The 15469-nt window shown below is 45.4% G+C and carries 14 protein-coding genes; 10 read left to right on the top strand and 4 right to left on the bottom strand.

Annotated elements, in window-relative coordinates; all coding sequences use genetic code 11:
• Positions 1-3: 3 nt before the first annotated feature.
• Entirely contained in the window at positions 4-717 is a 714-nt protein-coding gene (locus FLAVO9R_RS02980) for a gamma-glutamylcyclotransferase (RefSeq protein WP_159528634.1), read from the top strand.
• A complete protein-coding gene (locus tag FLAVO9R_RS02985; protein ID WP_159528636.1) occupies positions 705-1223 on the top strand; it encodes a GNAT family N-acetyltransferase in 519 nt (172 codons plus the stop codon). Before FLAVO9R_RS02980 ends, FLAVO9R_RS02985 begins: the two co-directional genes overlap by 13 nt.
• Here FLAVO9R_RS02985 and FLAVO9R_RS02990 read toward each other — a convergent pair.
• Positions 1220-1843, bottom strand: a complete 624-nt coding sequence (locus tag FLAVO9R_RS02990) for a peptidylprolyl isomerase (protein ID WP_159528638.1) — start codon at positions 1841-1843, stop codon at positions 1220-1222. The two genes, FLAVO9R_RS02985 and FLAVO9R_RS02990, sit on opposite strands and share 4 nt — an antisense overlap.
• Before the next feature lie 9 nt (positions 1844-1852).
• Entirely contained in the window at positions 1853-3103 is a 1251-nt protein-coding gene (locus FLAVO9R_RS02995) for a methyltransferase (protein ID WP_159528640.1), read from the bottom strand.
• Positions 3104-3133: 30 nt separating this feature from the next.
• On the opposite strand from FLAVO9R_RS02995, the gene FLAVO9R_RS03000 reads away from it, so the two are divergent.
• The 4 genes from FLAVO9R_RS03000 to FLAVO9R_RS03015 all read left to right on the top strand — a co-directional run bounded on the left by FLAVO9R_RS03000 (position 3134) and on the right by FLAVO9R_RS03015 (position 5522).
• Positions 3134-3763 (top strand): alpha-ketoglutarate-dependent dioxygenase AlkB family protein, encoded by a 630-nt coding sequence (locus FLAVO9R_RS03000; protein WP_159528642.1) that lies wholly within the window; start codon positions 3134-3136, stop codon positions 3761-3763.
• A gap of 7 nt (positions 3764-3770) precedes the next feature.
• Complete coding sequence (locus FLAVO9R_RS03005) at positions 3771-4085, top strand: BolA family protein (RefSeq protein WP_159528644.1); 315 nt, start codon at positions 3771-3773, stop codon at positions 4083-4085.
• Positions 4086-4164: 79 nt separating this feature from the next.
• Entirely contained in the window at positions 4165-4839 is a 675-nt protein-coding gene (locus FLAVO9R_RS03010) for a phosphatase PAP2 family protein (protein WP_159528646.1), read from the top strand.
• 77 nt (positions 4840-4916) lie between these two features.
• Positions 4917-5522, top strand: coding sequence for a nucleotidyltransferase family protein (locus FLAVO9R_RS03015; protein WP_232370566.1), 606 nt, complete (start codon positions 4917-4919; stop codon positions 5520-5522).
• Here FLAVO9R_RS03015 and FLAVO9R_RS03020 read toward each other — a convergent pair.
• Together FLAVO9R_RS03020 and FLAVO9R_RS03025 are read right to left on the bottom strand one after the other, a co-directional pair.
• On the bottom strand, positions 5499-6863 hold the full coding sequence (locus FLAVO9R_RS03020; protein WP_159528648.1) for a nitrate regulatory protein: 1365 nt from the start codon (positions 6861-6863) through the stop codon (positions 5499-5501). The genes FLAVO9R_RS03015 and FLAVO9R_RS03020 overlap by 24 nt on opposite strands.
• Positions 6864-7105: 242 nt before the next feature.
• Positions 7106-7390: a hypothetical protein gene (locus FLAVO9R_RS03025; protein ID WP_057793943.1), complete on the bottom strand. Its 285-nt coding sequence runs from the start codon at positions 7388-7390 to the stop codon at positions 7106-7108.
• A gap of 331 nt (positions 7391-7721) precedes the next feature.
• Here FLAVO9R_RS03025 and FLAVO9R_RS03030 point away from each other — a divergent pair, with 331 nt between their 5' ends.
• From FLAVO9R_RS03030 to FLAVO9R_RS03045, 4 genes are all read left to right on the top strand, one after another.
• The gene (locus FLAVO9R_RS03030; protein WP_159528650.1) at positions 7722-9287 is read left to right on the top strand and encodes a SulP family inorganic anion transporter; all 1566 of its coding nucleotides are present in this window, start codon (positions 7722-7724) and stop codon (positions 9285-9287) included.
• Between the two features lie 349 nt (positions 9288-9636).
• On the top strand, positions 9637-12186 hold the full coding sequence (gene nirB / locus FLAVO9R_RS03035; protein WP_159528652.1) for a nitrite reductase large subunit NirB: 2550 nt from the start codon (positions 9637-9639) through the stop codon (positions 12184-12186).
• A gap of 14 nt (positions 12187-12200) precedes the next feature.
• Positions 12201-12554: a nitrite reductase small subunit NirD gene (gene nirD, locus FLAVO9R_RS03040; protein WP_159528654.1), complete on the top strand. Its 354-nt coding sequence runs from the start codon at positions 12201-12203 to the stop codon at positions 12552-12554.
• 43 nt (positions 12555-12597) lie between these two features.
• Positions 12598-15387, top strand: a complete 2790-nt coding sequence (locus FLAVO9R_RS03045; RefSeq protein ID WP_159528656.1) for a nitrate reductase — start codon at positions 12598-12600, stop codon at positions 15385-15387.
• Positions 15388-15469 lie beyond the last annotated feature (82 nt).

Here is a 15469-nt window from a genome sequence, read left to right on the forward strand (position 1 = left end):
CGCTTGGTAGACGTAAAGGCAGAATCGGTGAAAGAATCAGTGAAAGACAGTTGGTTAGCTACCTTAGCTAGCCAAAAAAGTAAGCATATTGTGCTAGGTTACGGCAGTTTGCTTAGTCGAGATTCCCGAGAGCGTCACTCCCAAATATATACTCAAGGTTTACCCGTGCGTGTTTCAGGTTTTAAGCGCGCATGGGTTACCCGTAGTCTGCAAGAAAAGCAAACCTATGTAGGCGCCGTTGCCGATAAAGCATCTCAATTAAATGCACAGCTTATTCCCGCCGAAGTAAACCCTTCATTACGCGCGCGAGAAAAAAACTACCGCTTTGTCGAAGTACCAGCCAGTGCAATCGAACATGTAAGTTCCTCCTTGTGCAATCAACCTTCTTTCACCCCTGCGCTTCGCGATGCGTTAAGCCATCATCAACTCTGGTTATGTGAAACCTTACTTTGTCATCACCCCAGCACCGACTTTCCTGTTTCACAAACCTACATTGATACCTGTCTTGTGGGCTGTTTAGAGCATGGTGGAATAAGTGAAGCTACCGCTTTTATTGAACACACCCATGGGTGGAATCACCCTAGTATTGATGACAGATCAAATCCTGTTTACCCAAGAGCCGCCGCTATTTCTAAGCAACATTTAACGCAAATAGACACGCTGCTAAAAAAGGTAAAACAACCCACACAGAGGCGTACTCATTCATGTTGTTACTAACTGAACGGTTGGAATTAAGCCCACTGACGCAAGCAGATAAACTGTGGATAGTTGAAATGCACCAAGACCCGTTATGGAAGCAGTTTATTGGTCATCGTGGGGTGGCGAGCGTTGAAGATGCCGCTGATTATATTGACCGGGTTAACGCGCAGGTTAATGAGTGGGGATATGGCTTATTGGCAATAAGAAATAAGAAAACCAACGCGCCTTATGGTGTTTGTGGGCTTATTAATCGCTTTGTTTTCAGCTGCCCTGATTTAGGCTTTGCACTGCTACCGAGTGCGCGTAAACAGGGAATTGCGATAGAAGCAGCTAAAGCGGTTATTGATTGGGTGGACATGGAAGAAGATATGCATTTCATTACCGCCTCTACCCACCCCGAAAACGCACGTTCTCAACATCTATTACACCAGCTAGGGTTTGAAAAACGCGGCCCTTACTTTATTGATAAGTCCACACCGGTTCAAACCCTATTCTGGCGCAACAGTGATTTCGCTAGCCGTTAGAACGGTGGAAGCACCGTAACCTTTTTAATGATGATAGGTTCAATAGGTACATTGTTGGTGTTTAGCATTAGCGAATACTCGGTTTCTACTTCAGACATCGCATCTACAATATCTTCACCTTCTACAATCATGCCAAACACCGCATAGCCCCAGTCTCGCCCTGGGTTTAGCGTTTCGTTGTCATTAACGTTAAAGAAAAACTGACGATTTGCAGTATGCGGATCATCTTGCCGAGCCATAGCGATGGTGTGTAAGTCATTGGTTAGCCCATTTCCCGACTCATTGAATATTTCAGGGTAGTTAGACTTACCTTCAAAATCGGTGGTATAGCCTCCGCCTTGCACCACAAACCCCGGCACAATACGATGAAAAATGGTGTTTTCATAACTGCGCTTGTCTACATAACGTAAAAAGTTATTCACGGTAATGGGCGCGCGGCGACGGTCTAATTCCACCACAATATCACCCATGGTGGTTTCAATTTTAACTCTTGGGTAATAGTTATCAGGCTGAATTTGTGAGCCATCATCTTTTTTAGCCGCCAATGCATTAGGGCTAATTGCTGCAGACGTAAAAACGAAAGCTGAGAAGATTAAGGCCGTTATAAGCGGTTTTAACATGTGCATTCCTTATCGTTTAGCGGTGCCCAAAATAACAAATTTTTTGTCGCTTGCCAGTACGTCTGAACCACCAAACATGCGTTTAAGTTTAACGTGATGTTCAAGATGCCTGTTTCCAACCACCACTAACTGGCCACCTTTTACTAACGCGTGTTTCGAATCGTTAAACATTTGCCATGCAATATGGTCGGTAATGGCATTTTGTTGATGGAAAGGGGGGTTACACAATATCTTAGTTACCCAAGGCGATTGTTGCTGCTCTAGCAAGCTCTCAAGGCAGTTACTGGCCATAAACTCACATTGATCAATCTTGTCTGGAAAATTCTCAAGTACATTTAATCGTGCACTTTCCACTGCCATAAAAGACTCATCAATGAATATTACCTTGCAGTCGCCTGCTAAGGCTAAAGCGTTTACGCCTAATATTCCATTGCCGCAGCCTAAATCGACCACGGTTTCGTTAGCACTTACCGTCATATGCTCAAGCATTAAACGGGCACCAATATCTAATGACTGACGAGAAAATACATTCGCGTGATTTTTAAGTGTAAAAGTTTGGCCTGTGGCGCCCTTACATTTCCATATTTCAGGATAAGGCGAAGGGATGGGGGCAATACTTTCATCAAGGGTACTAAAAACCAATCTCGACTTTTTCTTTGCCAAGGATGTTTTAGCAGGGCCAATGATTTTCTCGAACAAGGCGGATACCGACTTGGTCACGGCTTTTATTTTACCTGCCGCCACAATATGCGTACCAGGCGCTGCATAACGTTTAATATCGATAAGCTGTTGTTCAAGTAACGCTAGCGTGCGCGGCACTTTAAGCATGATAACGCTTGGGGCACTCTCTGGCATGAAAGTAAGACTTTCAACACTGGTTAAACTGGTTACGGGTGACGTTAGCGCACCTTCCTCATCAATAACCGGTTTTAAATGGTTACGCCTAAGGTTTTCTTGTAATGATCGCAAGCTAATATACGAATCTGAAATCCAAATAGGACTATACTGCGTAAACCAACATCCAAGGGTACCAAAGTCGTCATTAAAAATGAGTATGGGGCCCAAGGTAGATGACGTTTCAGGTTGGTTTTCGTCTTGGGCTTTATTTAGGGCTTCAACAAGCGCATCAAGGTGCGCTTCTACATGCTCAATAAGCAGCTCATCGGCACTATCCCACGCTTGTAGGCTTTTGTGCTGATGTTTTTCAGGGTAGCGTATTAAGGTAAACTGGCGCTCTGCCATTGAAAATTCTGTATTCATTATTTTCTTGTCTAAAGTTATCGGGGGGTTATGCAATTACCACTTTTTACTGACGCGAAAGCAGCGAAAAACTCACCCATTACGCTACCGTTGCCAGAAGCTGAGGTGCGCTATTATCCGCAATGGCTTAGCTCAGAGCAAGCGAATGACTACCAAGGTGTGTTTGAAAGCACTTTGCCGTGGCGACAAGATACCATTCGTATGTATGGAAAATACCTCGATGTGCCTAGGTTACAGGCTTGGCACGGTGATCCTGAGTGTCTTTATAAATATTCGGGTATTAAGCTTGCACCACAACCTTGGACCCCTGAATTAGCGGTCATTCGAGATAAATGCATTGAGGTTTGTCATATTCCTTTCAACAGTGTGTTGGCAAATTGGTATCGACATGGGCAAGACAGTATGAGTATGCATGCTGATGATGAGCCTGAACTCGGACCTAATCCCGTGGTAGCGTCGGTCACTTTTGGTGAGTCTCGCCCTTTTGTGTTTAAACACAAAGAAACCGGTGCCCGTTTTACCCAAATATTAGAGCACGGTAGTCTATTAGTCATGGGGGAAACCACTCAATCGCAATATCTGCACGGTATTGCTAAGACGACTAAACATATCGGTGGTAGAATTAACCTTACTTTCCGGCACTTAATTACAACCAAGTAGTTTTCATATGAATGTTAAAGAATTTATAGAATCGACCCTAACACGCGCGCTTTCGCCAGCGTTGTTGAACGTGGAAGACGAGAGCTTTATGCACAACGTTCCAGACGGTGCGCAAAGCCATTTCAAGGTAACCGTGGTCACGGATGCCTTTGAAGGCAAACGTTTAATTGCCCGTCATCGTGAAATTAATACGTTGGTCGATGAAGCCTTGAAAGGGCCTGTGCATGCGCTAGCATTACATACTTATACCCCAACAGAGTGGGTGGCGCGAGGTGGCGAAGCGCTCACTTCGCCAGCCTGTTTAGGTGGCAGTAAGTCGTAACGCGTTTTTATATTCGTTTCATTTTTCAATTGAGTATTTATTTTAATTTTCTATAGCCCCAACAGGAGCGCTTGGTAACATGGAAGTAAGAAGTTCGGTAAACGCGTATTTGCAGATAGTAAAAACACCCACGGTGCAGGTGGTGTTATTAGGGGGGGGCTTTTTGCTGCTAATGCTATTTGCTTCTATGCAGGTTCTAGCGCCTTTCGATAACGCCGTCATTCAGATGCTGGTGTGGGACGATATGCCCGGGGTGATTCAACGCTTCTTTGAAAATTTCACTGCGCTTGGCAGTAACGAAGTACTTATCTTTTTTTCACTTGCCGTCGCCGGTTTTTTGAAATTAACCGGGCATCCCAATAAAGCATTTACGCTATTAATAGCGGTAGCTGCAGGATTGGTGATTACCTTTGTACTTAAAGTCGGTATAGACCGCCCTAGGCCGCCGCTGTCTGGCCATCAAGTTACCGTATTAACGCAAAGCTTTCCATCTGCACATGCCATGATGTCTACCCTTGTTTACTTCTGTATTGCTAGGCTTTTTTGCTTTTCTATTACAAAAGTTAAATTGAAAATATGGGTATATTCTCTGACTACACTATTGGTATTTGTTATTGGCCTGAGTCGAGTACAGCTAGGCGTGCATTGGCCTACCGATGTCATTGCTGGGTGGCTCGGTGGCGGAACCATTGCCGCGTTTAGTTTTTATGTGATTAAATGGCAAAGAAATCTGCGCATTCGAAATAACCCTTAGTTTTCTAGACGTGGAAGGCCAAACTGCTAGGGGAAATTAGGGCGGCCACAATACGAAGACCAAACTAGGTACAAGTTGTGAACATATGCGATCCTAGAGAAAACCCAGAACACGCTAAGCAAGCCGTTATCCGTATGATGTCTCACGACTTATACCGGATGCAATGCTTGGCTGCATTAAAATCGCTACAGTTACCCCAAGGTTATTTAGCGGCGGGGTTTCTGCGTAATGCTATATGGGATGATAGTCACGGCTATAAGAAACCAACGCCGTTAAATGACATCGATGTTATCTACTTCAACCCATCAGATACTTCAAAAGAATCAGAGCTCCACATAGAAAATGCGTTGTCTGCGCAGGTACCTTCAGCCCACTGGCAAGTGAAGAATCAGGCTCGTATGCATGTGCACCACGGTCACAACGCGTATAAAGACTGTGAAGAAGCGATTAGCTATTGGATAGAACAAGAAACCTGTGTGGCTATTAGGCTTTGCCCAAATAAAGAGGGCGATAAGTTTGATATGCTTGCACCCTATGGGCTATCAAGTAATTTTGCCGGTACGATTTCGATAAACCCCCGCCATCCTAGAGGCGATGTATTTACCCAGCGGGTGAAAACGAAAAACTGGCTAGTAACGTGGCCGCAACTTACTTTAGATTCAGCGTTGGTTAGCGCTATTTGATATTTCAACCACGGTCGCGGCTATGTCGGTCAGCTTTTTATGCTCATTCATGGCCTGCTTTTGTAGTTTTCGATACGCATCATTTTCATTTAGTTGAAATTGCTGCATCAGAATGAGTTTGGCTCTATCCACCAGCTTGTGCTCGGTAATGGCGCGTTTAGCTTCTTCTAACTCACGACTCATGTCTTCAATATACTGTGCTTGCCCTCTCAATAAATCGTAAAATGAGCGATGTGCAGACAAGGTTTGTGTCTGTTCGCTAATATCAGCATTTTTACTCGAGCCAGTCATATCAGTCTGTAGCAACGCGAGCTCACTGTCTTCCACCAAACCTGGCATGCTAGGGTCGAACAGCATAGTGAGGGGGGAGCCATCTTGTGCGTGTTCATCGGTAAAGCTTTCAATTAACCGCTGATGGTTTTTCATTTCATGATGGGCGTTACTTACTTTGGTTTGCGCTTCTTTCGTTAAGCTGTCGGTCAGCTTATTTTCAATTTCTTGCATTGCATCAATACGCCGCGTGGCTACATCGAACCACACTTCACTAATTTCAGCCGCAATGGGGCTACCATCAGCAAGCTGTGCAATCATTTTCCGTAATTGATTAATATCATGTGCGGCAGGGCTGTCATCTAAAAGCTCGTAGGCGTCTTTATGGCAAGTCCGTGCGAATTCATTGAACACGGTAAAGTGATGTTGCTGAGCGTGCTGTAGTGCGCTGAGCTTGTCGCACAGGCGTTTATCAAAATGCGTCTCTGCAAAGCCAATAGCCCCCCATGCACGTTCTTGCCCTGCATACTCTTTACCCTGCATGAAATTAAATAGTGCAACTAAAAGGCGGGTAATTACTGGATCGCTGGCAATGTCTGCCGCTTCAAAAATTACCGTAAGTAGCCCTGCCACTAAGCGGCAATAAGCGCGGGTGGAGTCTAACGGAGACAATGTGAGTTTTTTCGCTTGTTCACGAAGAACCGGGAGGTAGTCAATACCTTGAAGCGCTAACGTAATGCTGCTTAATAAGCGAGGGTTTGCGGTGTCATGACTTTCGGTTAAATACAATGATTTAAGTTGGCTGCGCAACATAGATTCGGCTTCACAGCTGGCTTCAATATGGGTAGCACGTTGCTGCGAAAATCTTTCGCCTTTAGACGCTAAATAAATGTTGGTGGCACCACGCTCCCGCTGTAGGGCATGCACCATGTTTCGAACGGAAATAACAATGCGGCAGTTGCTGGATAGCTGCTCAAGCACAGTAATTTCAGCTCGTTTAGCGGCAAGCAAGAAACGCTTAGTGGCATCGCTATAATGCGTAGTGGCCGTTATTTCATGGTCTGTTTGCATGATACATCTAGGAGTTTAGCGGACTTAGCTTCTAACAAAAGCAATGCCTATGCCTTAACGAACCACTCTTGATGAAGTTGATTTAAGTTGCTGTTTTTATGCGGATAATTTTTTCGTTTGATTCAATGTTGGGGGATTTTCCAGCAAATATTAATCAGCAATACTGAGCGTCTCATCATAGATGCTCAATAATGGTGCAAGTTGAGATGATCTTAGCCTTGCACCTACTTCAATATTTGGTATTACGCCCTTACTACTCGGAGAAACCAGCCAACAAAAATAGAAATAAGAAGGCCGAAGAAAGACATCAAAGCAGTAATCATCAATAACTTTCCTGAAAAGTCAGGATCTTCACCGGTTTCAGTCATTAACATGCCGGATGCTTTGAAGATAAATAATGCGGCAATAGAAAACAGTAAAATGACTGCAGTAGACATTAACGTAGATTTCCAAAAGGTTTTTGGAAACGCCCAATGAATAGCGCCGGCCACCAGCACGCATAAAATTGTGAGTAAATAAGGGACCACTTCCACTCCTTATCGGTTGGTCAAATACACCTCGCCGCCAACAAAAGGATCAGCAACGTAGATTGAAACAGTCAGTGTGAATACAACTGAGAGCGCCAATGACGAATCAATGGCAAATCAATTGCTCGGCAAAAACTAAGCTTATTACGATGCCATGGAAAGTCAGCCTTGTCAGCTTAAAATCCTCTGTACGATTAACATTCTATTAAAAGATTTTCAGCATTATTAGTGGTAGAATCGCACGCAAAATTTGTGCATGACAGTGATTTACAGCATCCACAGCTAATCTGGCAACGCACGACTCCTAAAACCTCTAGACTCCTGAGAAAACATGTTTGATTTAATTACTAATCGAGATAGTAATGTAAAAAATGACGTGCTTTCTGGTATTACCGTTGCACTTGCACTGGTACCAGAAGCGGTTGCTTTTGCATTTGTTGCTGGCGTTGAGCCCATGATTGGGTTGTACGCCGCATTTATGATGGGACTTATCACGTCGGCCATTGGCGGACGTCCGGGAATGATTTCTGGTGCGACAGGTGCCATGGCCGTGGTCATGGTGGCATTAGTGGCACAGCATGGCGTTCAATATCTGTTTGCCGCTGTTATTTTAGCCGGTTTACTGCAAATACTCTGCGGGGTGTTCAAGCTCGGGAAATTTATTCGACTGGTGCCTTACCCGGTAATGCTCGGGTTTGTAAACGGCTTAGCAATTGTTATTTTTCTTGCCCAATTAGGTCAATTTAAAGTAGTGAATGCCCTCGGTCAGTTGGAGTGGATGCAAGGAACCATGTTGTACTGGATGCTTGGGTTGGTTGCGCTTACTATGGCGATTATCTACTTACTGCCTAAGTTAACCACTGCGGTACCAGCGTCTTTAGTGGCTATTGTTACCGTAACGGCTATGGTGCACGGGCTAGATTTAGAAGCCCGTACGGTTATCGATTTCGTGCGTGATTTGCTACCTGAAGCACAGAAAGCTAGCGCTACCCTTGCCGGTGAACTACCTACTTTTGCTATCCCTATGGTGCCGTTTACCTGGGAAACTGTGATGATTGTTCTGCCTACTTCAATCATTCTGTGTCTGGTTGGTTTGATTGAGTCACTCCTTACATTATCGCTTATTGATGAAATGACAGATACCCGTGGCCGTGGCAACAAAGAATGTGTGGGTCAAGGTGTGGCTAATACTGTAAATGGCTTCTTTGGCGGCATGGGCGGTTGTGCCATGATTGGTCAAAGCATGATTAACATCAACTCTGGTGGTCGTGGACGTTTATCAGGTATTACTGCAGCATTGGTGCTTCTTGCCTTTATTCTTTTTGCTGCGCCATTAATTGAAATGATCCCGCTAGCGGCATTGGTTGGCGTTATGTTCGTGGTGGTTATTGCTACCTTTGAATGGGCATCGTTCCGCATTATTCGTGGTGTAAATAAAGAGGACGCTTTTGTTCTGTTCTTAGTGACCGCAGTAACGGTCATTGCTGACCTTGCGATTGCGGTTGTGGTGGGTGTAATTGTGTCTGCCTTGGTATTTGCGTGGAAGCACGCTCGTCATATCGAAATTAAGAGCCACATTGATAGCGATGATTGGAAAGTGTATGAATTAGAAGGACCATTGTTCTTCGGTTCAGTGACCCACTTCAAAGACTTGTTTGATATTGCCAATGATCCTGAGCACGTGGTTATCGACTTTAAAGAATCGCGAATTTGGGATTCATCAGGTATTGATGCCTTAGATACGTTAGCTGATAAATACGAACAGCAAGGCAAGAAGCTGCATATTCGCCATATCAGTGACGAGTGTCGCAACTTACTGCGTAAAGCTGACAAGTTCGTAGAAATTAACGTGAATGAAGATCCTCGTTATCGTGTTGCTACCGATAAGCTGGCTTAACAGTTGGTGGCAATCGCCTTGGTGTGAATGCTCAGGTGCTTGCCAGGGCTGGAGAGTAAGGTAGAGCAATGTGAGTGCACCAAATGATATCGCAAATGCTTTTATTTGGTGCAAAATAAGGTGACTCGAAAAGCCGGTTTTTTAATAAATCTATATAAAACAGGCTGGTAATGACATGGCACTAATATTGGATATACTTTGTAGTGTGAAAAATTGTGTGTATGTTTAGAGCAACCTAGCTCACAAAAATTTGATAGCTATGAAAACTCGTAGCGCTTGATAGGCAATGAAGCCCGCAACAACGAAAGTTGATGCGGGCTTTTTTTTGTCCCGAATAAAGGGAGAGACCATGACATCTTTGGCATCTAAAACGCGAATTCTCGTCGTTGGTAACGGAATGGTAGGGCACCATTTTGTTGAACAGCTTCATCAAAGTAGCGATAACGTTGATATCACCGTGTTGTGTGGTGAGTCGAGACTGGCCTACGATAGAGTACATTTATCCTCTTACTTTAGTGGCGCTAGCGCAGATGACTTAGCGCTGACAACCGCTGATGTATATCGTGATTGGGGCGTTAATGTGGTAACGAACGCCATAGTAACTGACTTGCTGCGCGACGAAAAAAAGGCGTTAACCGAAGATGGTCAGGTATTTCCCTACGATAAATTGGTACTTGCCACCGGCTCTTACCCGTTTGTCCCGCCTATCCCCGGAAACAATCAAGAACATTGTTTAGTGTATCGCACTATTGATGACCTGATTGCCATTGAAAACTCTGCTCGAGAAAGCAAAGTCGGTGTGGTAGTGGGGGGCGGCTTATTGGGCCTTGAGGCGGCAAACGCGTTGAAAGAAGCCGGACTTGAAACCCATGTGGTGGAATTTGCGCCTCAGCTGATGGCCGTGCAGTTAGACGAAACGGGGGGCGACGTACTTCGCAGTAAAATTGAGTCGTTAGGGGTAACCGTTCATACCCAAAAAGCAACACAGGTTATCGAAGCTGGGGAGCAAGCACGTTATCGCATGGTATTTGCCGACGGCACTTTTCTTGAGACCGATATGGTGCTGTTTTCAGCGGGTATTCGTCCATCAGATCAACTGGCCAGAAAATCCATGCTAGCGCTTGGGGAGCGTGGGGGTATTGTTGTCGATGACAACTGCTTAACTTCCGATCCTGACATTTTTGCCGTGGGCGAATGTGCGCTTTGGCAAAACCGCATATTTGGTTTAGTTGCGCCAGGTTACACCATGGCTCGCGCAGTGGTAAGTGCGTTAACTGGTGGTGATACTGTATTCACTGGCGCCGACATGAGTACTAAACTTAAGTTGATGGGTGTAGAAGTAGGTTCTATTGGCGATGCACACGAACGTAATACTGGCGCACAAAGCTACACCTATTTTAACCAGCCTGAAGGCGTGTACAAGAAGTTGGTGGTAGATGAAAGCCAGCAGAAAGTATTGGGTGCGGTGTTAGTCGGTGATACCAGCGACTACGACACCTTATTGCAGTACGCCTTAAACGGCATTGATTTACCAGAAAACCCTGAAACGCTTATTCTGCCAAGTTCAGGTGCTGCGCCAGCGTTAGGGGCTGATGCATTACCGGACACCGCCACAATTTGCTCCTGTCACAACGTGGCAAAAAGCGACATTGTATCGGCTATTGACGAGGGCTGTTGCAGCCTTGGCGAAGTTAAAAGCTGTACGAAAGCCAGCACCGGTTGTGGTGGGTGTACTGCTCTGCTTAAAAATGTGGTTGATAGTGAGCTTGAAAAGCGAGGGGTAGAAGTCTCGAAAGCCATTTGTGAGCATTTCAATCATACCCGCCAAGAGCTATTTCATATTGTAAAAGTGAACGGCATCACTTCGTTTGACGAATTACTCGACAAGCATGGAACTGGTCTTGGCTGTGAAATATGTAAGCCAGCAGCAGGCTCTATTTTAGCGTCTGTGTATAACGATTACGTACTTAAACAAGAGCATTTACCCCTGCAAGATACCAACGATATTTATCTTGGTAATATGCAAAAAGACGGTACTTATTCTGTGGTTCCTCGCGTGGCGGGGGGAGAAATTACGCCAGAAAAGCTAATTTTATTAGGCGAAGTTGCCAAGAAATACAGCCTGTATACCAAAATCACCGGTGGTCAGCGAATTGATTTATTTGGCGCACGGGTCGATCAACTTCCTGATATTTGGGAAGCCCTTGTCAAAGGCGGCTTCGAAACTGGGCATGCATACGCTAAAGCCCTTCGTACGGTGAAGTCGTGTGTAGGTAGCACTTGGTGTCGCTACGGCGTTCAAGATTCGGTGAAAACCGCCATCGATTTAGAAAACCGTTACAAGGGCTTACGCGCGCCGCACAAAATTAAATTCGGCGTGTCCGGCTGTACGCGGGAATGTGCAGAAGCCCAAAGTAAAGATATTGGTGTTATTGCCACCGAAAATGGCTGGAATTTATATGTATGCGGAAACGGCGGTATGAAGCCTCGTCATGCCGATTTATTCGCCACCGATTTAGATACCGAAACGCTGGTTAAGTACATCGACCGGGTATTGATGTTTTATGTACGCACCGCCGACAGATTGCAACGTACATCGGTATGGATGGATAACTTAGAAGGTGGTTTGGCTTACCTGCAAGATGTTGTTATGAATGACTCGCTTAACATTAACGCTGATTTAGAAGCTCAAATGGAAACCGTTGTTGGTGCTTATCAGTGTGAGTGGAAAACCACGCTTGAAAGCGAAGCATCGCGTAAACGTTTCCGTCAATTCGTTAACACAGATGGCACCGACACAAACATTCAGTTTGTCTCTGAGCGAGGTCAAGTTAGGCCTGCCACTGAATTAGAGAAATCTAAAGGTGCCGACAACCTCATTGCGGTTGACGTAATTTAATAAGGAACAAACTGATGACAGCAAATACAGAAGTGGCGCCCCTTTGGCATGACGTGTGTGGCATTGATGACGTGGTAACAAACAGCGGTGTTTGTGCACTTATTGAAGGTCAGCAAGTGGCACTGTTTAGTGTGATGAGAGGTGGCGAGCAGTTTCTTTACGCCATTAGCAACTGGGACCCCATCGGCAAAGCAAACGTGCTATATCGTGGCCTTATAGGCTCCATAGCGGATGATATTGTGGTGGCATCGCCTCTTTATAAAGAGCACTACGTGTTGGCCACAGGCAAGTGTATTGAACGTGATGACGTAAGCGTAGTGGCGTATGACGTGAAAGTGGAAGGTGAGCGAATACTCGTTGCTGTCTAACCCACTTTTCTATGTTGTTTTTGTTTATTAAGAGAGTTTATCCATGAATATGGCTACACCAAAAACCACTATGCTGGAACCACGACTACGGCAAAAGCAAACCACCTGTCCTTATTGTGGTGTGGGTTGTGGTGTAGATATCAGTTGCAACGTTAGCGGGCGTATTACCTCCCTGGACAAGGTTACTGGTACGCCCGAGCATCCGGCCAATTATGGTCGTCTGTGTGTAAAAGGCACAAACCTGCTCGAAACAAACGATCTTAGCGGCCGTTTGCTTCATCCAACCATGGCAGGTGCGAAGGTAGATTGGGACACGGCTACCCGCGCGGTGGCTGATAAAATCACCCAGACTATTGCTGAACATGGGCCGGATGCCGTTGCGTTTTATGTTTCAGGGCAATTACTCACTGAAGATTATTATGTTGCTAATAAGCTCATGAAAGGGTTTATTGGCAGCGCCAATATAGACACGAACTCACGGCTTTGTATGTCATCTGCCGTTGCCGGTTATAAACGTGCGTTTGGTGAAGATGTGGTGCCTTGCGATTACACCGATTTGGAATGTACCTCATTATTGGTGCTCACAGGCAGCAACGCTGCGTGGGCGCACCCTGTGCTATTCCAGCGTATTCAGAGGGCTAAGCTGCGCAATCCAAACATGAAAGTGGTGGTGATTGACCCCAGAGAAACTGAGACCTGCACTATCGCAGACTTACATTTACCGCTAAAAGCAGGCAGTGACGTTGCGTTATTTAATGGGTTACTTCAATTTGCTCACAACAATGGGGCAATAGATAAGATTGCCGTTAGCGCATTTACCCAAGGGCTAGATGAAGCCGTCAGCAGTGCCAACGCCATTGATGCAAAAGACGTGGCTAGTCTGTGCGGTTTAAATGAGGCGGATTTAACCACTTTTTATGATTGGTTTATCAATGCTGACACTGCAGTTACTTTCTATTCCATGGGTGTTAACCAATCTTCAGCTGGGGTAGATAAAGCTAACGCCATTATTAATTGTCACTTGGCATTGGATTTTATCGGCAAGCCAGGTTGCGGCCCTTTTTCTATAACCGGTCAGCCCAATGCCATGGGGGGCAGGGAAGTGGGTGGTTTAGCCAATATGCTGGCGGCCCACTGTGATATTGAAAACCCCAACCACCGTGAAAATGTAAAAGCGTTTTGGCAGTCTCCGGCTATGCCAGAGTGCGGCGGATTAAAAGCAGTAGACTTGTTTTCAGCTATGGATGCGGGACAAATCAAGTTTGTGTGGATAATGGGCACAAATCCTGTGGTGAGTATGCCCTATCGTGAGCAAGTTGAATCGGCGCTGAAAAAGTGCGACATGGTGGTGGTATCAGATATTGTACAAAGTAACGATACCCTTGCCTTTGCTGATATTGCACTGCCTGCAACCGGGTGGTCTGAAAAAGACGGTACCGTCACTAATTCCGAGCGCAGAATTTCCCGTCAACGAGGCATTATGCCGCCTCCAGGCGAAGCCAAACACGATTGGCAAATTATGTGTGATGTAGCTAATAAAATGGGCTTTGCCAGCGCGTTTGCCTACTCTCACCCTAGCGAAATATTTGATGAACACGCCCGGTTAACGGCATACAAAAACGACGGCACGCGATTGCTCAACCTTTCCCCCTTAACCGGGAAATCTCAGGCTCAATATGATGCAATGGCGCCTGTACAATGGCCACTTAATACCAATAGCGATAAAACGCTTTCAGCTGTTCGCCCCTTTTATAACAAAGTGTTTTTTACCCCATCGGGCAAAGCAAATTTTGTCGCCGTGCAGTTTTCTCTTCCTATTCAAGTTACCTCGCGTGAATTTCCGTTTGTGCTTAATAGCGGGCGAATGCGTGACCAGTGGCACACCATGACTCGAACAGGCAAGGCGCCTTTACTTCATGCCCATACTGCGCACGCCAATATTTATATTCATCCCGAAGATGCCAAAGCATTGTGTGTGGCCGCAAATGACTATGTTTCTCTCAGCAGTAAAGTGAGCGGCGAAACACCCTGTATTTTCCCTGTGCAAATCGATAAACGTCAGCGCCAAGGCGATGTGTTCGTTCCTATTCATTGGTCTGGGGGGTGGGGTTCGCACAGCAAGCTGGCAAAACTTTATGCGCCGGCAACCGATCCTATTTCAGGGCAGCCAGAACTAAAACATGGTGCGGTATCCATTACGCCCCATAACTTTTCAAGCTACGGAAAGCTCTATATTAGTGATGACATTCAAGTGGCAAATGGCGAATTGGATATCGTAAAAGTGCTGAGCGAGGTAGTGGAAAGTAATAACGGCTACTGGGCTAAATATTTAATCGATAATGGGCTGGGCGTATCCATTGCCAGCCAACTTGAATCGCAAGCGGTAATCAAAGGGTTGCTAGAAAAACTACCTAAAACTTGGGTGTGCTATCAACACAAAACCGCCGACAGCCAAGTGCTTATTTGTACTTATCAAGATTCGTTTTGTTTTATGGCGTTTTTTGGTGCGCACAGCCCCAGTACGAAGCCAAAGTATGATGTACCAAATTCATGGGTAGACAGCGCATTAACGCAAAGTTTCAACCCTGAAAAACTCGCTAATTTTTTACACTGTGAAGTCGACGAAGAATTTTTAAATGGCCCTGTGGTGTGTAGTTGTTTTTCTGTGAGGGAAAAAACCATTAATAAAGCGGTAGCAGCAGGGTGCTCATCAGTTTCTGCATTGGGCGATTCGTTAAAGTGCGGCACAAATTGCGGTTCCTGCAAACCGGCTTTAGCAACATTAATTAACGAATATGCCACCCCAGTAGAAGACGTCGCTCGTGAAAGTTAACACCAAGCGCGTAGCTGATAAGAAGGCTACACAGGATACTATCGAGAATGCTACTGGCAATGTTACTAGCAAAGCATCTTGC

Origin of the sequence: Alteromonas sp. 38 (assembly GCF_902506055.1) — a bacterium.
Taxonomy (GTDB): domain Bacteria; phylum Pseudomonadota; class Gammaproteobacteria; order Enterobacterales; family Alteromonadaceae; genus Alteromonas; species Alteromonas lipotrueae.